The organism is Hydrotalea sp. GW822-HT8A01 (genome assembly GCF_058798575.1).
The window spans coordinates 1,014,146-1,035,006 of record NZ_CM179506.1; the positions used below are offsets into that span (position 1 = coordinate 1,014,146).

The following is a 20,861-nucleotide window of genomic DNA, read 5'->3' on the forward strand; positions in this document are numbered from 1 at the left end:
AAACTGACCTTCAATTTACTACTGCACCCGCCATTATGCAAAACCGCTGTTAGCACTTCGCCCTTCTTTTCTGTCGTATTTGTTCGTGTCATTCGTGTCTGTTTTGGTGCGTTGGCTTGGTGGCTCTTTTGTAAAACTTGGCTTTAGCGTTGGCTTGTGCGGTTTTGCAAATGTGCCACCAAAAGCGTTGGCATATTATTCAATCATTGTCCTAAAGTAACCAAAATCATTATTTATCACTAAACTTCTGTCTAAGTATAAGTTTGAAAGTTCACAAGTCGTTTCAGGTGTCAAAGTGCAGGAATGGCAAGCAGCTAAGTTAAGTTGTCCCACTCCTTGTCCTTCTGATTCAATACAAATAGGGTCAGAAGAACAGTCTGTTGCTCTGAATATAGCACTTTCAATAATTTTCCTCAAGTTGTCCAAGTCGTTGCATAAGTTTGAAAGACCACCTAAATACCCGTCTGTTCCGTCAAAAGCTGAAATTAAAAATCCGTGCATTGTGTCACTTACAAATAGTCTTTCAGAAAGTGATGATGTTGGATAGCCACAAACGTATTCTAATTCTCTCATTAGTAAATGTGAAAGAGTATGAATTAATACCTTTCTTGGAGTAAGTGTTTTAGCAATTATCTGATGAGATTTCCAATCTGCATTTTTAGCGTTATTTTTTATTTTGTCAGTTCTTTCAATAACGACTTGTTGTTTTTCCCATTGTTCTAATTTGTTTTTGTCTAAAACGAATAGAATTCCCTCACCATAGCTTTCTAACGCTGGTAATGTTTTTGAGTCAAAATTATTTTTTGATACAGATTGTCGTTGAACAGTGTATTCGTATTCGGATTGGTTTTGTAAGATTGAATCTATGTCTATTGGTTCGTTACGAGTAAATGAAGTTTGAACTGTTGTTTTTTTCAATTTGTCAATCTTTACCAATTTTGAAAAGCCATTAATTTGGTCTGTACAGTCAATTACTCTGAATTTAATTTGTTTGTTATCTGGCTGTTCTTTTTCTAGGAAGTAATCATATTCAGCTTGACGATAAACATTATCTGGAATGTATTGAATGTCTCCTGATTCTAAATATTGTTGGATTAACTCTTTGTCAATTTTCTTTTGAATACTTACTAATTGAATGATTTGTTCATTGGTAAATTGAGCACTTTCAACCATATTATCAATATCAATTCTCACTTCGGATGAAAGCGGATTTTGCATTTCAGGTATAAACAAACTACTTAATGTGTTTGCATAATAAACGCTATTACTCGTTTTGACCTTAACTGAAATACTTGGAGACATACTTATACCGCATTCTTCTTCGTGGAATTTACCGTTAAGTTGACCAAGCCAATATTTCTTGCCATCACACTTTTTTTCAAAATTGAAAATACCTTTAAGATTGGCTTTCTTTTTACAATTCTTACACTCTATCCAAATACCTGAAAGTTCAGTGTTTTCTCGACTTATTTTATAAATTAAATCTTGTTGATCACAACATTTTTTTGAATAATCTAATTGTGGCCCACTTTGTTTTTCATTTTTTTCTTCATCCTCAGTTTCTTCAACATTACTTTTATCTGATGGCAAGCGATTGTTCCAATACTCCCAAGGCAAGTCGTGAATATGTCCATTACTGCAAGTCAGAACAAATCTTATTTGTTCTAAATGATTTTCCTTGCAATCACGATTCGCACATTTAGGAGGATTAAAAAAATCTAAATTTTTGCCTGCACTTCGCCACCTATTTTTCCACTCAAAGTATGAAGCAAAGCGGTTACAATGAGTACAATAAAACCATTTTGGAAAATAATTTGCTTTAGGTCTAACCTGATGCAAAAATGAATCTCTATCTGTTGGTATTGCAACTAAATGTTTGAGATTTGGAAATCTATTTTTCAGTCGTTGTAAAAGCCTATCATCTTTAATTATGTAATGAGCTAATTTCTCATTTAAGTCTGAATAACCCCAATTATCAAATGTTTCAATGATAATTGAATTGTCTGTTGTTTCAATTATTGAACCAACTCCACCATAATTTGAAATATGCTTACTTCTACCGTGTTTAATTTTATCGTTTGGCATATATTCTAATATTGTCTGATTAATATTTCTGCACTCGGTTCTACGCTTCTCATAGATTGCATTGCAACTAATGTTTCATCATCATTTTTCTTTTCTTGCATTGGCACCATCAAAGATTCTTTAGGGTGGTTATACCAATAGTATTTCAAGTTTCTATCTGCTTCAACTTTGTATTTCCAATCTCTTAGGATAATATCTACCTTTTCCATTATTAGTTGAATATCATCTTGAGCGAACTGGTGATTCTGGAAAAGTTGTAAAAGGTTGCTTTTGAGTTCATTTTTCACTCTATCATCAATAATTGCATTAGCCGCATCATTGCTTGTGTATTGAGTGGTATGTCGGAAATAAGCTAGAATTAGCGTAAACAGCATTTTATCAAGTGCATTCTCCGCAAAAGGAGTTACACTTAATGGTTCAACTTGCTTATAAAAGGTTTTGTGAAACTGAACAAAATCCTCATAGAACGATAAATCTCTACTATTGAATGGGTCGTATAGAGTAAATACAACACCTTCATTTTTTCTTGCAACACGGCTACTAGCCTGAATATATTCGGCTGTATTTGGTGGCATTCCGTTCATTATCATCACACCTAAACGACCAACATCAAGACCAACGCTTATCATATTTGTTGCAAGCACTAAATCATATGCCTTATGGTCTTTCAAATCTCCATTAAACTGAATGTCGAGTTTATCTAAGTTCTTCTTAATTTTTTCATTGGGTATTCGGCTAGTTAATTCAATATTTCTGTATGAAAGTTTATTGTAATTGTTTGCTGAATTAAAGTCATCTATCAAATACCTAACTTGAAGCTGTTTGATTATTGGTTTTAATTCTGAATTTATCTTATTTGAAAAACGACCGATCTCCTTTAAACTTTTGAAATAAGAAAGCAAAGTCCAAAAGCTATCAGCATCAGCTTTTTCAGATGATTTTTTCCAAATTTCAAGCCTTGCAAAAAGTAAGGAAGCTAATAATTGAAGGTTAGTAATTACAGTAGTTTTACCGGTAGGTAAAACACCAATGTATTTTCTCTTGCTTTCATCAATTACTTTTGAGAAAAATGTGTCGTCCGAGTTTGTGGCATATTGGGGGAAAACTCTTGCTTCACGACCATATAACCCTAAAATTTGTTTATCAACGTTTTTTACTGTCGCAGTTGATGCAATTATTTTAGGATGGTTGCAAATTTCTAAAAGTGCATTTTCAAAAAGACCAACAAGACTCCCAAGAGTTCCATTTAACAAGTGCAACTCGTCCTGAATAATTAACTCAGGTTTTCTATTGTCACCATAGTTAAAAAGGGTAGTAGCTTCACCTCTCCAAGCGATTGCAGCAAACTTGTCTACTGTTGCAAATAAAATAGTTGGTGGTTTTGAATAAATATCATCATCAATCAATACTATTGGTAACCCACCATTTTGTTCAGAATAATGACAGGCTTCATTTAAACAATGGCTTTTTAAATGCCTATCAATTCTATGCCCAATTTGATATGCTGCATCATTTCCCGAAAGCTTTGAAATTATTTTAGTGTTGCACCATTGACAATTTGATAGTTGAAATGGATTTATCACAAAAGTGTTTCCTTGGTTTAACTTCTGTTGAGTTGATTGTAATTTTCTTTGTGCATCTGCTATACTGTTTGGAATTGTTTGTTTACCTACCCAAAAACCAATAGTGATTTTTTTATCTCCTAAATCTTTATGATTACTGCGAATAAACTCGCAAGCCAATATCATTTTAGAAGCTCTTTCAAATTGTTGAGCGGATAGAAGCCTCAAAGTATAGCGAATAATAATATTTACACCATCATAGCTTGTCGGATATTCTAATCTTCTCCAAAAAATTAAAAATGCTGAAACTGCTAAATATGCTTCTGTTTTACCACCACCCGTTGGGAAATAAAGCAAATCAATTAATTCCTTTTCAGTACTATTCTCATCAACAAATGATGCTAAACATTGAAGAATAAATGCTAACTGAAATGGCCGCCATTCAGGTTCTTTGATTTCTCCTTTGCTATTTTTTGGAAATTGTAAAACTCCATACTCTTCAAATTTGTGTTGTAAAACATCATTTCTTTCCCATACTTCAAAACCTTCCTTTTTGGTGCCGAAATGTTGAGCAGTTTGGAACATCTGCAAATAAATTGCTGTGTTCGCTAATTGAAATGCTCTTAAAGCCTTTTCATTCTTTTCGAGTTTGTTAATACCATTGCTAATTCTACTAAGAATTAATTCGCATTTAGATATATTTTTTTGACCAAGCTCATTTCCATTTGCTGCTTGACTTTCATTATTAATCCAATTTCTATAGGCATCTGCAACTTTTTTAAGGTTTTCGATTATCCCATTTTTATCTGAATTATAAATAGAAAGATTTTTGATGTTAAGAATCTCACCCTTTATTTTATCCGTTTCTGAACTTTGGCTTTTTACATCATAATCAGGTAAAAAAGTCGATTGAATCCATTGGGGGGTGTTTGGTGATTGAGCGTTTTCCCAAGTGCAAGCAGTATTATGTCCAATACCAAAAGCAAGTTTTTCACGGTATAGATAGTCTAACATTCTATCCTCATCCGTTTTGTATAAATGTGATTTATAGTCTCTAAAAGGTAAAAGCTTTTCAGTCTCAATTTTTATCTCTGTTTGAAAACAACTTACTTGATTGACTTTTTCTTTAGAAAGTGAAAATTTGTCTTTAGGGATTTTTACTCTGTTTTCAATTACAGCTTTGATGTAGTATTTGTCAGGGTAATTTGAATAAAGTTTCAGATGAAATACAAGGTTTTCCTTTAGCTCCTTGTGCCAATTATCAGAAATACAGTTTGGTAGTTCCGATAATTTTAATTCGATGTGTTGATTTTCGGCTGAAAGAATGTCGGCAATTTTTGTTTCAAATTCAATGCTGTTATCGTTACGTTTGTATTTGTCTTTGAAAAATAGTTTTGAAATGATTTTATATAAGGCGTGGTCGTAAGAAGTAGCTTTGCCTAACGATTTTAAGCCTTCTTGAAATGCCTGATATTCTGCGGTTAGTTTTCCGTCTTTGGTTCGCTGTACTTTTTTGCTTTGAGAAATCAATTTCGTTTCTTCATCATAGTGTACAATGCTATTCAAACCGTGTTCGCTCAGCAAATTAACACCTTCGCCATTGTAGGAGATTTTAATTTCTGCAAAATCTGCTTTCTTGTAATTTCCAAATCTTATAGTTGATTTAAACTTTTGACAAGACTTATCTACTGCGAAAGTTATCCCAAAATGTGAAGGAAAAAATGTATTCGCACTGTATTTTGGTTGAGTATCTGTCTTCTCGACTTCATCATCTTCTTCAAATATCTCTGTTTCCTTTTTTTCTTCATCAGGAAATTCAAGTTTCAGCTCTGTTAAATCGTCTTCATCCTCTTCTTTCATTTCCTCTTGCCCATTGTCACTACCATTTGTTTGAAGTTGCTTTGGAAAAAGTATCCCTGTGAAATATCTCTGTAATGGTTTTCCTTCTATTATCTCGTTTGCAAAATCATCATTGCAAACAAAAATATCAGAACCTGGACCTAATAGTTCTTTTTTAACCCTCTCTATAATTATATTTCGATTTTCTTTTACGCTCATAATTCAAATAGTTGTAATGTTTTTTCATCTAAAGTTTCAATACTGTCATTAAAGACTTCTTTACTTAAAACCGTATGTAAAGGCATAAACTCCTCTACGAATGCTCTCAAAGTGGATTCATTAAAATTTCGTTTTTGCAAAATCTCTCCAATTTTATTTTCTCTTAAAAATAATCTTAGCTCTTGTTTTAATCCTCTACCAAGAACAATCATTGTGCTATTGTATGTTGTTTTAGATTTTAAAATTGGCTTAATCAAAGTGTCAATTTCAATATCAGTTTTATCGGAGAAGTATTGTTTAAAAATTGCACGAAGGTCATTTTTATACATTGGAAACTTTCTAAATCCTTTTCCATATGTTGCAAGTGTATTTGGCAAAATTCTTAACCCCTTTTCTTTTAATTTTTTGTATAATATTTCGTCTCCGAATTTATTTCTAAGTTCATTTATTAGCTGTTTCCAATAAACTGAATGCTCTTCAACTTTGCCAAAAATATCGGGTTCAGTTTCAACTGCAACTTGATACAAATTTTCTGCAAGCTGCTCTTTCGGGTAAACTCTAATTTTATCTCCGATTTTAATTTTATAAGTTTTATTTAGTTCGCCTCGCTCAGTAAAAATGGTGTCGTTACTTTCAAGATACAAGTGAGATATATTTGTTCCAACCTTATAAATCAACTTTTCTTCACTATCATTTAGTAATACATCACATTCATTTTTATATCCTTCATAAGCTCTGTTCCCAAAATCGTCTAGTCTTGAAACTATGCCATTTATAGTCGAACTAATATCAACTGAGTAATTTCTTGATTCTTGATACTCGATTCCACATATTGAAAGCCTATCTTTAGATTTTATTTCTTCTTCAATTAGTTTTTTTCTATTGTCAAGATATTTATAGTAAAGATTTTTTTCTTGCTTATAAACAACTAAAACAACATCAGAATTTAGATTGTACAGTAAATCGAAATCTTTTTGCCCATTGAAACTATGAAATACCAATGTTTTATTTTCAATGGCTATTCTTTTTAAAGCAGAAAAGGGGTGGATTTCTACTTTTCGATTTCGAACGTTTTTTATTGCAAAGTCAATATCGTTGTTGTCGAAAAAGGCAATAGTTTTTTTGTCTGATTGATTTAAGAACTTTATAAGCGTTTCCTGTTTTGGTAAGGTTTTTTTGAGATACTCCAAGAGCCTAAACAACTCATCCTTTGGATTATTATCCGCTAAATATTCTATGGTATAGCCACCATAATTTTCTAAGCCGTGTTCTAATTCTTTATTGATCTTTAATCTTTCAATTAGATTTTCAATTGTGTCTGGTTGGATTGCATTAATTGCTATTCTTAAAATATTTCCATAAGACTTGAGTTCAATTCCAAACTCAGTATTTACAATGGAGATTTTATTATCGAGGTTCTTTATAGAGTTCTCAATTTCCAGACTTGGCATGTTCTTAAATCTTATCATAACGCATTTACTAATTCAACTTCTTCTTTGAACCAATTCCAACAAGGAATTGAGTTGTTTTTCTGTGGAGTTAAGCTGTTTGATAAAATTATTAAATTGAATCCGAACCGTTGTTTGTCAAGTAGCATTTGTTCGATACTCGTAGCTTCTGTATCAAAAACAATAACTGATTTTAATCGTTTATTTTGAAGTAAAATGTTTTGATAACAAACTTCATACTTTGGAGTGAAATAAACTAAACAATCTGTTAATGCAGGAATTGACTTTGTCTCACTTAGATGATTCTCTTCCCTAGGATTTGGTAGATAAATTGAGGGTATTTTACTCTTTACATTTAAACTGTCCCATAAAGGTTTTTTTGAAATAAATACAGTTTTTCTGTCAAAATTCAACCTTGGGAACTCACACTTTTCCTTATTTAGGTTTTCAAAAAAGTCAAAGTAATTTTTTATAGTTCTTTCACTAATTCCTGTACCTTCTTTTAATTTTACATAGTTTTTTGTTAGCCTTTCATAGGTAATTCCTGATAAGGTTGCAGGGGAAATATCCGTTTTTCTTTTTCTTAATATTTGTCTGATAGTGTAGTCGTTATTTTCAACTTTGGTAATCTCATAATATTGGTTGTCTTTTATTCTTTTCAACTTGTCACCGATAGCAAAATTGTCAGGAAGGTCGTAGTGGTTTTTATAGATGTCATTTGCCAACTCAATATATAAGTGTTTTGCTATTTCAAATAAGGAGTCTTTTGCGTTTTGGAAATTTATGTGAAGCGGTTTGTTGTCGTAGTAATGTTTAAGAATAACTTTTACTGTCAGAGCTACAACATTATTAGAAAAATCATTTTCAAGATGTTGAACATCCTTGAAATTTTCTATAAGTTTCTGATAATATGTCTCGTTCAATATCATTTTCTGTCGAGTTTAGTCAGCGGTTGGAGCAAAAGCAAATGTGCTGCATTGGTTTGGCTTTGTGGGTGGGGTTGCAGCTCTTTTGATTTTGCTGAAGCGTTGGCATCTTATCTATCTTTTTCTGTTCGTTTATTGTTGGTCGTGTCGTCTTTTAGGGTGAGTGCTAACGTTTTGCGGCTTTGCGTAGTGGCGGATTTTTAGCACAAAAGTTCAATCGTAGAACTGCACTTGAACCTACCACAAAACTGTCAAACGAAGCACAACACCCGCCATTACGCAAAACCGCTGTTACCAGCTGGCGTTCTGTCGTCCGTGTCGTGAAAGTCAAGTATGATGAGAGTTTCGATGTCATTGTCAGGTTTGTGTTTGGTCTTTATGTGTCGGTTATGCGGTGGCGGTTTTAAAAATTTTTGAAGGGAAGGAAATTTTAAAAAATATTTTTCTCTGATGGGAGAGGTGGAAGCTCTTTTGCAAACTTTGGTTTGCGGGTGGGCTTGTAGCGGTTTGCAAATGTGCTTACACCAGTGTGTTGGATATTAAAAATCAGTTGGTAGTGATTTATCAGTTTCATCTTCGGGAAAGAGTTCAGAGAATTTATCTAATTTCAAATTATTATTAAAAAAATCAATCGCTCTTTCGTTATAAATAATAATTTGACTTGCCTGTATTTTTAAAATATCTGCAATTTCCTCCTGTATTTTTTCATTATCTTTTTTCTCAAAGACATTTACAACAAGTTTTTTCTTCGGGTTATCTTTTAAACCTTGTTTTATCACATCGTTTATGTGATTGTCTAAAAAACCATATCCCGAACAAACAATGAGATTAGCAGCTAAACAATGTTCCCTAAACTCATAAAAGTAAAACAAATATGGGTCGTATGATTGTAATTTGTTACTGATACCGAATATAATTGCAAGGTCATCAGTTTTAATGTCACCTTCGGTTTTTACTAATTGCTCGTCTTTTGTTTTTTGCCAATTTATAGAACCGTGAAGTTTATAAAGGTAAAAACTAATTTCACTATTCGTATCGCCATAGTCATAACGCCTGAAACTCCATTTGTCAAATTCATCAAACCCTAATTCTGTAAACTCATCTTTTAGATTTTGCTCAACACACAAGTCATAATTTAAGGTGAAAACTTTCAGAGGAAATCCGCTAAGTTCATTTTTGAAGTCAATCAACTTTTTATAGTAGCCTGACTTGCTTTTCCAATCAGAAGGCATTAGCCAATCGCCTCTCAACTCCTTTATTATGCTTTCTTTAAAATCGCTTACCAAGCTAATTTCTCTTTGTTTAGTAATAAACGGCTGTAAATCCTTTTCCCAACTACCAACAAATGTATAAGTGTCAATTTCACTTTTAGAGATGCCGACAATAATATCCAAAAGACTTACTAGGTCTTCGATATTGAAACCGACATTGGTTGGATTTACTCCTTTGAAAATCTGCTTTTGATAGTGAACGCTTTTGATATAATGATAAAGGTCTTTGAACTTTCTCCAATCGTTATCACTAAGTTTATTCTCTATGCGGCTAATCATCTGGTCAGAATTTAATATGCCAGCATCACAGCTTGCTCCTGCACCGAGAAGTATTATTAATTCGCTATCTGTAAATTTCTTCATATCTTATTACAAAAACCAAGGTTTTAAATTTTCAAATTCAATATGCTCTAACTCATAGTCCTCAAATTTTTTCAAAAAATCAGCAATTTTTTGGCAATAGAAAATTGACACAGGTAATTGCTTTGCTTTGAAGCCCCTCCAATTAGCACCTGATAAATTTATACAATCTTGCAAGAGGCTTTTTCTATACGAAATATTTTGTAATAAAGTCTTGGTATTTGAATACCAAAAATCAATGTAAATAGGGCTTCCTATTGGCTTTGAAAACGGAGCATTGTTGTATTGTAAGCCCTCAAACCAAACCAAATATTCATATTCTGATAATGTAATAAAGGTGCTTTCATAGGGAACTAAAGCATTTTTAGATAAATCATATCCAAAATACTTATGGTCGGAGTTTATAAGAATTACAGAAACATTTATGTCATTAGATATTTTTTTAAAAATAACATCCCAAACCTTTTCTTTGCTAATTCTAAATGGAATATGAATGACTATATCTTTATATCCATCTTTCACCGCTTGTTCAATAATGGTGGTTAATTTCGTAATTAAGGTTTTATAATAATCCGCTTCATTATCTGTTTCACTTAAAATCTGTATTTCTTTGAATAAACCGCTACTGTCAGTCAAAACTGAATAGGTCAGATATTTTTCGATTTTTTTTCTTGTAAAGCCATTCTCATCCGTAATAAAGGCTTCTTTATTTTTACTTCCAATGCCAATAATCAACCCTTCTTTGATTGCTGGTTTTACTTTCCAAGGTTTACCACCTGCCTTTGCAAATATTTGAAGCCCAATATTACTCAACGACCAACTTAGAGATTTAGTATTGCTAATGAGGTCTTTGGTTACTACTTGGCAAGGGATATTATTTTTTGTAAAAGTGTGTTTGATTAGAAAATATAATTTGTCATCTGCTTGATTTACTCTTGAGTTTGTAATAAAAATAGGCAAAACGTTTTTTCCTTTTTCCTTTTCAATCTTTATTTCTTCAACGATAGAATTTAAGACCTCTAAAGAAAGTTCGACAACTTTTTTTCCTTTAATGCAATCGTTATTAAATGGTATTTTGAACAAACTTTCAATGCCTGAAAATGTATTAGGTGAGGTTATGCCTTTTAAACCATTAAGTAAATTAATAGCAATGTTTCTATCAATGTCCTTGAATACAAAAAGAAAATTAGTTTCTTTTTCAGGATTTTGATAAGGCTTGTTCTTTTGCAATCCAAAATAAGGAGAGGCGTTTTCAACGTCATTTTGAAATTGATAAATTTTGGGATTTAAAGAATGGGCACTTATTTCTGTTAGCGATTGCGATAGCTGAAAATTTACCTCACCTATATGAATACTGCTTAGGGGTTGATAATATTGGCTAAAGAATTTTTTCAACTTTTCAAATTTGAATTGATAAAATGCTTTATTAGAGTTTCCTCTACTGTCTAAAGTTCCAGAAAGTTGTAAAATTCTTTTATCAACAGGAGAGCTTAGAGATTTCTTGTATTCTTGGCTCACCAAAAACTTAAAGTCAATTAAAATCCCAAACGAGTTTGTCTGTTTTAAAAAATATGGCTCTATCCAAATGGTTTCAACACCTTCATTATGCTTTTCAATCGGTAAATAAATTCTATGGTATTTATCCTTGTTTACTTCTATATCTTTTATGCCCTTAGTTCGTAACAGTTTTTTTAAATTATAGAAAATAAGACGTTTTGTAATGTCAATGTTTTCGGTATGTGATATAACCTTTCTTTCAAATCCTTCTTGGGCTTCAAATACTATAGCAAATTTTTCAAATTTATTTGCGTCATCAGAAGGTTTAAGATTTCTGATATAATAGTTACGCCTGTTCTCATCTGGTATCAGGTCTAATTTTTGACAATAGAAAACCGCATCAAACTTTTTAGGATTGAACTCTATGAAATTTAATGAAATAAACTCTTTCTTCATATCTTAATTTTTTACCGCAAATCTGATTTTATAAAGATGATGCAAGGATGATTTTATTGCTTCATAATGTTCAGAAATCTCGAATGCTTCAAAAAGAACTCTTTCAAAATTTACTCTATCAGTTTGTTCAAATTCTTGGGCTAAAGGAAATCTGTTCCTTTCTGCAATTGGTTGAAAAGCATTTATGATATTTTGCTTTTGTTCATCTGATAATAGCTGAAAATTTAATAGTTTAAAATCACGCTCAAATTTTGTTGCTCTTAAATCAAGTGCACCTAAACCTCTACCAAAACCGAAACTTTCAATAAAAAACATACTTAGAACGCTGTTTAATAAGGCAAGCAGTAAAACTCTGTTTTCATCTTGATGCTCCGCTTTAATTGAAAGTCCAATCATTCTTTGGTCAATGAAAGAACGATTAACAAAGGTTGCAATGAATAAACTTTTATCGTAATTCACATTAGCGACAAAGTCAGCCATATTATCGGTTTTCATCTCATACCAAAACATGTTTGCTCTACGCAAAGATTGGGTAAGCGGAACGCCTGTTTCGTTGTTTTGATTTTCAAAACTTCTAATCCATTGCAAAGCACCTGTATGATTGAGTTGTTCTAATTCTTCAATACTTCTTGAACAACAAAATGCTTCTCCATCTGCTGAACAATAAAGTCCTGATGTTCCTCTTAGGTTTTTCAGAACTGGTCTTATATATTCCGCTTCAATGTTGTGACCAGATGCAGGATAAAATAAGGGATTCCAACCTCTTCTTTCACCACGAGTAAACTTGAAAATCTGATTGCAATCAATTAGTTTTTCTGAAACTTCTGTAAGCCAATTAAGATTTGCAAAGTAACCGCACCAAGGAACACCAATAGTTTCAAAATTGGTTATCTCATTTACTGAATAATTTTGAACAGCTACAAATTGATTATCAGTTTCCAACAAAATATTTTCGCTCAATTGTTTAATGTCAGGTATTTCGTCTATGCTTTCTTTTAGGGTGCAAAATGAAATTGTTCTGTTTTGGTCTATTGGAGTATTTGGGTTCCGCTTTTTTGCAATTAAGAAAGTAGTTACTACATCTGCATTGTCAAACCATTTTCCTTTTCCTGAAATTACAACAGTTTCAATGTCATAGAATTTTTGAGTGAGCTCTAAGAAAATTTCTCCGTAATCAGTTCCCAACCAAGCATTAGAAAGTATCAGCCCAATTTTTCCGTTTTCAGAAAGTAGTTGATGTAAATAAAATGGGATATAAGCGAAAATGTCGCTTTTGCCACTTAGTGATTTTGTAGTATCAGCTTCATCTTGAATGAAGTTGTTTATTTCTGTTATGTTCGGGTTTAGTACTTCAATTTCTTTACTCTTGATGAATGGTAAGTTTGAAACAACATAATCAATAGTTGGGAAAATTTTTACAATATCGTTTCCATTGTTTGGGTCTTTGAAAGTTACATTTTGCCCTGTTGCTAATTCAATCACATCTTTTCTAAAAATGTTAAGCACCTTGCCAATGTTGTTTGGCTTTGCCAAAGTAAGTGTAGACAATTGAATAGGGAAAGAATGTTTGTCTGATGCCCAAATACTGTTTATAATTTCGTCTTGATTAAACTCGTATTCTTGTTTGAGCAAATATGCTTGATTGATTATTGTTCCTGTTCCGCAACAAGGGTCAATTACAATTCCTTCTTTGTCTTCTATTGTTAATCTAACCAATAAATCCGCTAACTTTTTAGGAGTAGCAAATTGTCCGGCTACTTTACGTTTTGCTGAAACAATTGAAGATTGGAGTAAATTATGAAGGATTTCGATTTCAATTCCTGCAATGTTGATTGATGAAAGAAACTGATTTAACTGGATAATTTGTTTCCAAGCAGAATTTGAAATGAACTCAATTGCAAGGTTATCACTGAAAATATTCCAAAAATTACAATGCTCGGATATTGAGGCAATTATGTCCTTTGCTTGTTCAATCGAAGTTTCATTGTTTATTGATTCTATTGCTCTTGCTTCATTAAAATGCCTTTTCAGCACATTTGCGAAGATGATTTTGAAAACCCAATCGGTTAAAATTACTTTTGAAAGAGTAGGTAATTTATTTGAAGCGTCTTTTATTGCAGTCGGATTATAACCATATTCTGTTGCCGAGGATAGCCACCAGTAGTTTATTTGGGCTTCAAGTCTTGGATTTCTCCTAAAATTTGCCCTTATGTTTTCTGCTGTTGAGGATATATTTTCGAGAATAACATCAATGATTGCATCAACAGCTAAAATTTCTGTTGAAACTTCATCTGAAATTTCTCCTGATTCAAAATAGCCGTTTAAGTCTGAAAGTATGGTATGCAGTAATGATTTCCAAAGAGTTTCTTTTGGCTTTACTTCTGTTCGGTTATTAATGTCAATGTCATTCCAAGTTTTTAAAATTGAGAATGAATCTCCTTGTTTAGAATAAAGAACGGCACTCTTTACATTCCACAGAATAAAACTGTCTCTTTGTAAAATCTTAGCTTTTTTGATTGCATTGCTAATTAATTCAGCATCATTAATTGGTGTGTCAGGCATTTTCAATTCCCAACCCTGCAAAATGATATTTCTTGTTTGGTCTTTGAAAATCAACACATCAGGAAATAGACTTGATTTTTCGTTGCTTATGGTGCTTTCACCACCTGCACTTTTAAAGTGCCAACTTTTATTTGCAAGATGCAAGCTGATTTCACTTATAACATCTATTGCCCAGCTTCTTTCGTTGTATGTAACTTTTGCCATTTCAGGTAATTCAATTAATAAATTGCTGGACTTGCTTTTGCCTTTCCGTTTTTATAATTAAGTGTATGATATTTTGCAATTGGCTCATTGAATAATCTTAAAGTTGATTCTTCAATCTCCTTGCGTTTAAGTGTTTCTTGAATCCTATCAGTGCAAATTTTAATGTAATCAACTGGTTTAACTTTGTGAAGTAAAACATCTTCATTTTTCTCAATTCCAATAAATTGTCTGTTTTCAAGAATTGCAGAAAGTAGAAAGCTTCCACTTCCACAAGCATTGTCTAGAACAACATCTCCTAGTTTTGTAAAGGTCTTTATCAGGTATCTTCCTAATTCAATTGGCTTTTGTGTCGGATGCAAAACAGGACCTTCCGATTCTGCTGTTTTTATATATACAAAATCGTCTATTGGTTGTTCTTCGTAGCATACAACATCATTCGGGTATCTGTCTCCATTACTTTTAACGTGTCTTGGTTTGAAATCTCCATAACTACCTGTGTATTGGTCTTTTCTAATGCCTTTGTCGTATGCCTCTCCATTTGTCATTTGAGGATTATATGTAGGCTGTTTTTTATAGAAAATACAAATGTCCTCGTGTTTACGCAGTGGTTGCTTCTTTGCATTTAAGAAGTTTGTTGATTTAGATTTTATCCAAACGATTTTGTATTTGAATAACTTCTCATTACTCATAATCAATTTTGCAGTAAACAGTCCCTGTGCAGTCAATGCAATTGCTCCATCATCTTTGATGATTCTTTCATAATGTTCCCAAAGTTGGTCTAAGTCAATTACCGAATCCCACTTGTTTTGAGTTGTTCCGTATGGTAAATCACAAAGAATCATATCAATGGATTTGCTCGGAATATTTTTCATAACCTCTAAGCAGTCGCCTTGAATAACTTTGTTTAAGTATTGTTCTATTGATTTTGCCATTTCTTAAAATTTTAAATTTCCTTGTTTAACCTTTGATACTCTGTAGTATTTCGCTTTTTCCTCTGCCAGTGTCAATAATTCTGTTGAGTCCGGAACACGATAAATCATTTCTGCTATCTTTTCACTGAAAAATTCTTTTTCTAGTTTCTTGATGTCCAGCTTGAAAACTTTGGCAAGTTTGGGAAGTATTTCTTCTGGAACATTGCGTTTTTGATTTTCAATCTTGGAAAGCGTTGATTGGTCAATATCAAGTGCAGCAGCAAGTTTTGTCAGAGTTAAACCGTGTTCAACTCTCAAATTGTGTATGTATTCTCCAAATGTTTCTTTCATTACCTTGAAATTTTCGCCTTGACAATTTTGTCAAAAATACAATTTATTTTCATAACCTGAACAAGTGCGTGGGAAAAATTTTGCTCTTTTGGTTTTGCGGAAGGGATGGCATTGTGTGTCAGGGCAAAACCAAATGTGCAAAGTGCGGATAGGCATAAAATTATCTTTTAAAATGTGCGGTGGGAAAAATTTTTAAAACCATTTGGGTCGGCTTGAGTATCGGTAAAGTCAGGTCGGTCTGTGTCAAAGAACAGCGAAATGGTCTGTCGAGTTAAGGTCGTCTGTTGGTGGTCGTGTCGTTCTCTACGCTTGCTGGTAACGAACAGGGCTTGCTGCTATGGCGGCATTCATTGAACGTCCAGCCCCGAACAACAGCCCAATAAACATACAAAAGATGAAGATAAAAAACAAAAGCCCAATTGCGTTTCGCCAGCCGGGACTGCTGCCAAGGTAGCGGCATGTCGCTGAACCTGCGTTCCGTCGCCCCGCCATAGCAGCAAACCCCCTGTTGTGTGTTTGTGCTGTTGTCCAACAAAAGCTCTTTGTTTATAGGTTTATCACTTCGCTTATAGTCCAAAGTCGGCTGTCCAAAAAGTGTTGTGTCAAACCGAATTACTTACACAAGTTTGGGCAGCCGCAACAATGGTATGTCCGAAAAAAACAGTCAACCGATATACAAGACAGTCCCAGTTAGAGAAGCGGTCGCAACACTACACAATATTGAAGTAGGTCTTGATGGTCTGGAGAATGAATTTGAATATTTTGAAGTCCTCCAGCAAGCCAATTCACTTGTGTCAAGCATTATTCATTATGGCATGTCTAAACAAATACTTTCCTGTCAGCGGATTGAGTTACTCGATGGTGGCAGGAGCAGTAGTTAAAAATGCCGAAATCGTTTGCTTACCATTTACAGGCGCACCGTATTCGACTAACCTGATTAGGTAGCGATTGCCTTGATGGTGTAGAACATCACCTTCAAATGGTCTAAACTCAAGTTCGATGCTGTCTTTTTCGCTGAATGTTTTGTCGCCGGTCTTGAAGAATAATCTAACTGTCATAGTTGGTTTATGTGGTTTGTGAATAAAAAGAATGTGTCAACCTGTAAGAGGTCTCTAAGCATTCTGACTAACGTAGAAATCGTTTAAGTTGTTAAAAGCCCCAGGTCATCATTAGTCAGTCCAAATTTATCTATTTGTTTTCGAATGCGTTTAACCAGGCCGAGCTTTCTTTTTTCATCGAGGAAAAGATAATGTGTGGGTGGCTGATAAGGAATTTTTTTGACTACCATATTCCAGATGATGACAGCCAGCTTTCTGGCTGTGGCGCTGACGGCTACGGTTCTGCCTTTTCGGTAACAAACTCTTTTAAAAAAGTTAGACAGATGTGTGTCTTTTAAATTTCCGATAGCATTGGCAGCATTACGCAATGCTATTTTTAACCGGTTGCTTCCTTTGGGAGTTTTGGTGCTGAGTAGCTTGCCCCCGCTTACTTTATTGTTGGGAGCCAACCTGAGCCAGGAAGTAAAATGTTTGGCTGTTTCAAATTTAGTAAAGCCATCCGGTCCCACTTCGCTGATGATGCTTAGTACAGTAGCATGCCCAAGCCCTTCTATTGTGAATAAGTCCACTCCTTCAAAATATTGACAGGCTGCCTGGTTAAGGTCAATACCGGTAATAGCATTTTTGTTGAGCCGCTTATGTTTCTTTTCCGGGGCCTGAAGTTTTTTCTTTTTCGGGCTGCTGTTGATTTGTTGTTGGAGAAAGCTGCTGATTTGCTTTTCGCATTCAAGCATTTTATTTTGGATAAACAGGTAGGCATCGTATTCCTGGCGTAGCCCGAATAAATAGTCCTGCCGGTTATTTCCTTTTAGCGCTTTTGTAATTTCCTCTTCACTTTTGCGGCAATTAAAGTGGCGGTGTTTGGCAAGCGAAGCAGCATCCAGGTTTCCTTTGCATATATCTTCAATAATTTTTAACCCGGTAAGGCCGCATACATCCCGAACGACGACATCAAGCCTGAAGTTAAGGAGCTTTAAATACTTTTGCATTTTATGGGTAGCTTCTACTGATAAGTCCTGCCAGTTCTGCCGCTGCCGGCAGTAGGTTCTTAATACTTCGGTAGTTTCGTCGGGCAAAAAACTGCCGCTGAGCAGTCCAATGCTATGGAGTTTTTGTATCCAGCGGGCATCTTTTACATCGCTCTTTTTGCCTTTGATGTTTCGGGTGAATTTACCATTGCAAAGCACTACTTCAAAGCCGTGTTTGATTAATTCCACGTAGAGGTTTTGCCAGTAGCTTCCGGTACTTTCCATAGCAACAGAGGTAATGTAGTGTTGTTTTAGATGTAAGCAGATTTGAGTGAGGTCATCGGCATAAACGCCAAATTCTTTGACATCATTTTCATCCTGGCCTACCGCTACAAAATGAGAACGGCTGCCGATATCAATACCGGCAGCGTGCGGATGGATAATATCCATCTTCAGTTTTTTGTTTGTCATAATAAAATATTTTAAAATGACTCTAAGGGAATGTAGCTTTGACTTGTAATTATTCTGAACGGGCTCTCCACAAGGGGGCACCACTGAAATTATCACATCCCGGTGCTTAGTACACCCGGATTTTACATTCCAACCAGAATGACGCACGGGCTTTGATGCACCAATGCTTAAAAGGGTCTTGCAAAGAGTCGCTTTAAAATTATTGAGGAAAATCCAAACCGTGAATTCCCGTTAGCACCAGAAATTATTTTTGTTTCGGAAAATGGGGAATGGCGTGCAACGGTAGGTATTGCCGAAGGCGGGGCAATAGCACCCGTCAAGCTGGCTGCCGAAGTTGATTAAAAAAATAAAAGTACAGAAAATGATAAACATCTTAATTGAAATACGTCAGCCGGATATGTGGCTGAATAAAGTTCCGCAGTTGAATTGCGGACTGTCGCCCCCTGCTATTGGCAATACATTTGTTGCCTGTTCGTGCCATTGTCAAAACAAGTTCTTTTATTTATAGGTTTTATGCTTCGCTTACAGTCCAAAGCCGACTGCCCAAAAAGTGTTGTGTCAAAACTGAATATTTTAATAACAAGTTTGGGCAGTCGCAGAAAAATCATGTCAGTTGAAAAGTTTGTAGATGTAAAAATAATGTGTCTTAGAATTGCTGCAGAAGCATGTAAGCATTGTCCTGATAAAATTCTTGATACCGCAAAGAATTATTATGATTGGATTCAAAACTTTCCAAAAGAAGTTAATCCTAAAATCCTTAATCAATAATTTTTAAAACACTTTTGATTTTGTTGATGTCTTTTTGCATTGTTTCAAGTAAAACATTTGTGTTATCATACGGAACCATTTGTAAAAAAGTTTTACAACTTGAACATCTTAAATAAAGATGCACCCATGTTGTCCCAGTAGGGACATCTTCAACAAGTTCAAATTGTGTTTTGTCGCACTTGGGGCATTTTGTCCAACTGCTGTTAGGCGAATGAACCATATTATTATGAAATTTTAAAAATGAAAAAATAAAAAGTTGTAAATATCAGCCGTGAACTTTAAACGGGTTGTTGGGCATGACAGGCAACGTTCGAGTATTTGCGAAGACAGGGAATTCATTGATTGTCCAGCCCGGTACAAATGCCCATTTGAAAATATGTTGTTGAAGTTATGAACTAAAGCTGAACATTGAACGTCGAGCCAGAACGGCTGTTGATAATTGCATATAGCTGATGTCACAATGTCCAGCCCTGCTTTTGCAAATACTTTTGTTGGTGGCAGGCGTTTTTGTCGTCAAGTTGTTTTTTTGTCTTTTACACCCGCAATTAATAACCACAAACAAGTTCCAATTTCTCCAATACTTGCTGGTAAACTTATGTATGATGATATTCCAATTTTAGAGTAGTTATGAATTAGAGTGTGGCCTAAGAAATTTATTAAGTATCCAAAACAGCCAAACATTAGTAATACTCCTAAAATTTTGGGCAGGAACTCGGATTTGAAAACTAAATAACCGAAAGGGAACAACCAAAGTCCTGAAAATATATGCACAATTCGCATGCCGTTGTCATACTGTCCAAGATATAACATTACCTGCGATTGGATTTGCTCTATTGATAACCCTAATTTATTTTGTCCTTCTTTGATAAGGGAAAGAATTGAAAATAGGTTTTGAACATTTAAGAAAAATACGGGAACACTCAAAACCGCTAAAAGCACCATTAGTTTAGCATAATTTTCATTTACGGATTTCAATAATTTGTACAGTACGAGTGGCAAGAAAAGAAAAAATGTATAGCATAAAAGTCCGCCAACGATTCCAAACCGTAAAAGTGTTTGAGCTGAAGCAATATTTTGATAAACCAAAGAAGCATTATCTGCATTAAAAAGTTTAGAAGGCACATACATTAAAGTAAAAATCCCTGTTACTACTACTCCTAAATATAAAAGTCCTGCAATTCTTGCTAATTTTTTGTTTGAGAAATCTGTCGCCATAATTCAGTTGGTAATTTAATTTTTTACTTTTGTCCATTTCCAAGCATACCATACGATTATTGAAGTAAGTATGCTTTCGACGATTGCATAAAAAACATAGAAGGTTCTCCATTCTGAAATTGATGTAACTGCAATCAAAAACATAATTGCTGTAAAAAAGCAACCTGCAATTATGTTTAACTTTCTATTTATTCGGGGTTTCAATATAACAGACAAGCAAATCATTAAGGCTGGAACTGCCAATAATACTGAAGCTGCAAACAATTTTACTGGATTGTCAAGCATACTGTTACCATTGATTATCCCTTGCACTTTGTTAGGCACATAGAGTTCAAAATAGTCGCCATAGATATAAAAAAATGTAACAGAAGCCCAAAGTGCCGAAAGTTTGATTTTGATATTAACTTTTAAGTCTTCAAAATCACTTGTATTTGTCCCACTTGAATTCATAAATCTCTTTAGAGTTAAGTTAATAATTGTCTGCTTTTAGTGTAACGAACTGACGAAACGATTGAATCGTATAAAAAGTTACAAGGGAAATAAATTATTTATAGTCTGCTGTAAACTGGAAACGGTCGGCCGATACACTTGCCACTAACGAACAGGGCTTGGCGATGTGGCTGAAATAGCGTTCTGTCAAGCTGGGAACTGGTGCTGAACAAAGATAAGGTGTTGATGTCCCCCTGTCTA

General features: G+C 34.1%; 14 protein-coding genes. 1 reads left to right on the forward strand and 13 read right to left on the reverse strand.

What is annotated here, in order from left to right:
- Positions 1-195: 195 nt before the first annotated feature.
- The 11 genes from drmB to AC3QLY_RS04495 all read right to left on the reverse strand — a co-directional run bounded on the left by drmB (position 196) and on the right by AC3QLY_RS04495 (position 18,188).
- On the reverse strand, positions 196-2,085 hold the full coding sequence (gene drmB, locus AC3QLY_RS04445) for a DrmB family protein (RefSeq protein ID WP_492990742.1): 1,890 nt from the start codon (positions 2,083-2,085) through the stop codon (positions 196-198).
- Positions 2,086-2,090: 5 nt separating this feature from the next.
- Positions 2,091-5,705 (reverse strand): helicase-related protein, encoded by a 3,615-nt coding sequence (locus AC3QLY_RS04450; protein ID WP_074420465.1) that lies wholly within the window; start codon positions 5,703-5,705, stop codon positions 2,091-2,093.
- Positions 5,702-7,156 (reverse strand): DISARM anti-phage system protein DrmE domain-containing protein, encoded by a 1,455-nt coding sequence (locus AC3QLY_RS04455; protein ID WP_143439442.1) that lies wholly within the window; start codon positions 7,154-7,156, stop codon positions 5,702-5,704. The genes AC3QLY_RS04450 and AC3QLY_RS04455 overlap by 4 nt, the downstream gene beginning before the upstream one ends.
- A 14-nt stretch (positions 7,157-7,170) precedes the next feature.
- Positions 7,171-8,082: a hypothetical protein gene (locus AC3QLY_RS04460; RefSeq protein WP_074420915.1), complete on the reverse strand. Its 912-nt coding sequence runs from the start codon at positions 8,080-8,082 to the stop codon at positions 7,171-7,173.
- Between the two features lie 536 nt (positions 8,083-8,618).
- Positions 8,619-9,713 (reverse strand): SIR2 family protein, encoded by a 1,095-nt coding sequence (locus AC3QLY_RS04465; RefSeq protein ID WP_218330813.1) that lies wholly within the window; start codon positions 9,711-9,713, stop codon positions 8,619-8,621.
- Between the two features lie 6 nt (positions 9,714-9,719).
- Positions 9,720-11,663, reverse strand: a complete 1,944-nt coding sequence (locus tag AC3QLY_RS04470; RefSeq protein WP_218330812.1) for an argonaute/piwi family protein — start codon at positions 11,661-11,663, stop codon at positions 9,720-9,722.
- A gap of 3 nt (positions 11,664-11,666) precedes the next feature.
- Positions 11,667-14,429, reverse strand: a complete 2,763-nt coding sequence (locus AC3QLY_RS04475; protein ID WP_218330811.1) for an N-6 DNA methylase — start codon at positions 14,427-14,429, stop codon at positions 11,667-11,669.
- 14 nt (positions 14,430-14,443) lie between these two features.
- Positions 14,444-15,361 carry a DNA-methyltransferase gene (locus AC3QLY_RS04480; protein WP_218330810.1) on the reverse strand — a complete coding sequence of 306 codons (918 nt, stop codon included), beginning with the start codon at positions 15,359-15,361 and terminating at the stop codon, positions 14,444-14,446.
- A gap of 3 nt (positions 15,362-15,364) precedes the next feature.
- On the reverse strand, positions 15,365-15,691 hold the full coding sequence (locus AC3QLY_RS04485; protein WP_140999529.1) for a helix-turn-helix domain-containing protein: 327 nt from the start codon (positions 15,689-15,691) through the stop codon (positions 15,365-15,367).
- Positions 15,692-16,542: 851 nt separating this feature from the next.
- Complete coding sequence (locus AC3QLY_RS04490; protein WP_074419675.1) at positions 16,543-16,749, reverse strand: hypothetical protein; 207 nt, start codon at positions 16,747-16,749, stop codon at positions 16,543-16,545.
- 83 nt (positions 16,750-16,832) lie between these two features.
- Positions 16,833-18,188 carry an IS110 family RNA-guided transposase gene (locus tag AC3QLY_RS04495; RefSeq protein WP_492990040.1) on the reverse strand — a complete coding sequence of 452 codons (1,356 nt, stop codon included), beginning with the start codon at positions 18,186-18,188 and terminating at the stop codon, positions 16,833-16,835.
- A gap of 606 nt (positions 18,189-18,794) precedes the next feature.
- On the opposite strand from AC3QLY_RS04495, the gene AC3QLY_RS04500 reads away from it, so the two are divergent.
- Positions 18,795-18,956, forward strand: coding sequence for a hypothetical protein (locus AC3QLY_RS04500; RefSeq protein ID WP_176712970.1), 162 nt, complete (start codon positions 18,795-18,797; stop codon positions 18,954-18,956).
- A gap of 513 nt (positions 18,957-19,469) precedes the next feature.
- Here the strand turns inward: AC3QLY_RS04500 and AC3QLY_RS04505 are convergent.
- Both AC3QLY_RS04505 and AC3QLY_RS04510 read right to left on the reverse strand, forming a co-directional pair.
- Positions 19,470-20,171 (reverse strand): DUF4386 domain-containing protein, encoded by a 702-nt coding sequence (locus tag AC3QLY_RS04505; RefSeq protein ID WP_074420268.1) that lies wholly within the window; start codon positions 20,169-20,171, stop codon positions 19,470-19,472.
- Between the two features lie 15 nt (positions 20,172-20,186).
- Positions 20,187-20,621 (reverse strand): DUF6326 family protein, encoded by a 435-nt coding sequence (locus AC3QLY_RS04510; RefSeq protein WP_074420269.1) that lies wholly within the window; start codon positions 20,619-20,621, stop codon positions 20,187-20,189.
- Between the last annotated feature and the right edge of the window lie 240 nt (positions 20,622-20,861).

Excerpts from the sequence above, each read along its gene's own strand:
- drmB (WP_492990742.1), bottom strand. The coding sequence starts at position 2,085 with ATGCCAAACGATAAAATTAAACACGGTAGAAGTAAGCATATTTCAAAT.
- AC3QLY_RS04450 (WP_074420465.1), bottom strand. The coding sequence starts at position 5,705 with ATGAGCGTAAAAGAAAATCGAAATATAATTATAGAGAGGGTTAAAAAA.
- AC3QLY_RS04455 (WP_143439442.1), bottom strand. The coding sequence starts at position 7,156 with ATGCCAAGTCTGGAAATTGAGAACTCTATAAAGAACCTCGATAATAAA.
- AC3QLY_RS04460 (WP_074420915.1), bottom strand. The coding sequence starts at position 8,082 with ATGATATTGAACGAGACATATTATCAGAAACTTATAGAAAATTTCAAG.
- AC3QLY_RS04465 (WP_218330813.1), bottom strand. The coding sequence starts at position 9,713 with ATGAAGAAATTTACAGATAGCGAATTAATAATACTTCTCGGTGCAGGA.
- AC3QLY_RS04470 (WP_218330812.1), bottom strand. The coding sequence starts at position 11,663 with ATGAAGAAAGAGTTTATTTCATTAAATTTCATAGAGTTCAATCCTAAA.
- AC3QLY_RS04475 (WP_218330811.1), bottom strand. The coding sequence starts at position 14,429 with ATGGCAAAAGTTACATACAACGAAAGAAGCTGGGCAATAGATGTTATA.
- AC3QLY_RS04480 (WP_218330810.1), bottom strand. The coding sequence starts at position 15,361 with ATGGCAAAATCAATAGAACAATACTTAAACAAAGTTATTCAAGGCGAC.
- AC3QLY_RS04485 (WP_140999529.1), bottom strand. The coding sequence starts at position 15,691 with ATGAAAGAAACATTTGGAGAATACATACACAATTTGAGAGTTGAACAC.
- AC3QLY_RS04490 (WP_074419675.1), bottom strand. The coding sequence starts at position 16,749 with ATGACAGTTAGATTATTCTTCAAGACCGGCGACAAAACATTCAGCGAA.
- AC3QLY_RS04495 (WP_492990040.1), bottom strand. The coding sequence starts at position 18,188 with ATGACAAACAAAAAACTGAAGATGGATATTATCCATCCGCACGCTGCC.
- AC3QLY_RS04500 (WP_176712970.1), top strand. The coding sequence starts at position 18,795 with ATGTCAGTTGAAAAGTTTGTAGATGTAAAAATAATGTGTCTTAGAATT.
- AC3QLY_RS04505 (WP_074420268.1), bottom strand. The coding sequence starts at position 20,171 with ATGGCGACAGATTTCTCAAACAAAAAATTAGCAAGAATTGCAGGACTT.
- AC3QLY_RS04510 (WP_074420269.1), bottom strand. The coding sequence starts at position 20,621 with ATGAATTCAAGTGGGACAAATACAAGTGATTTTGAAGACTTAAAAGTT.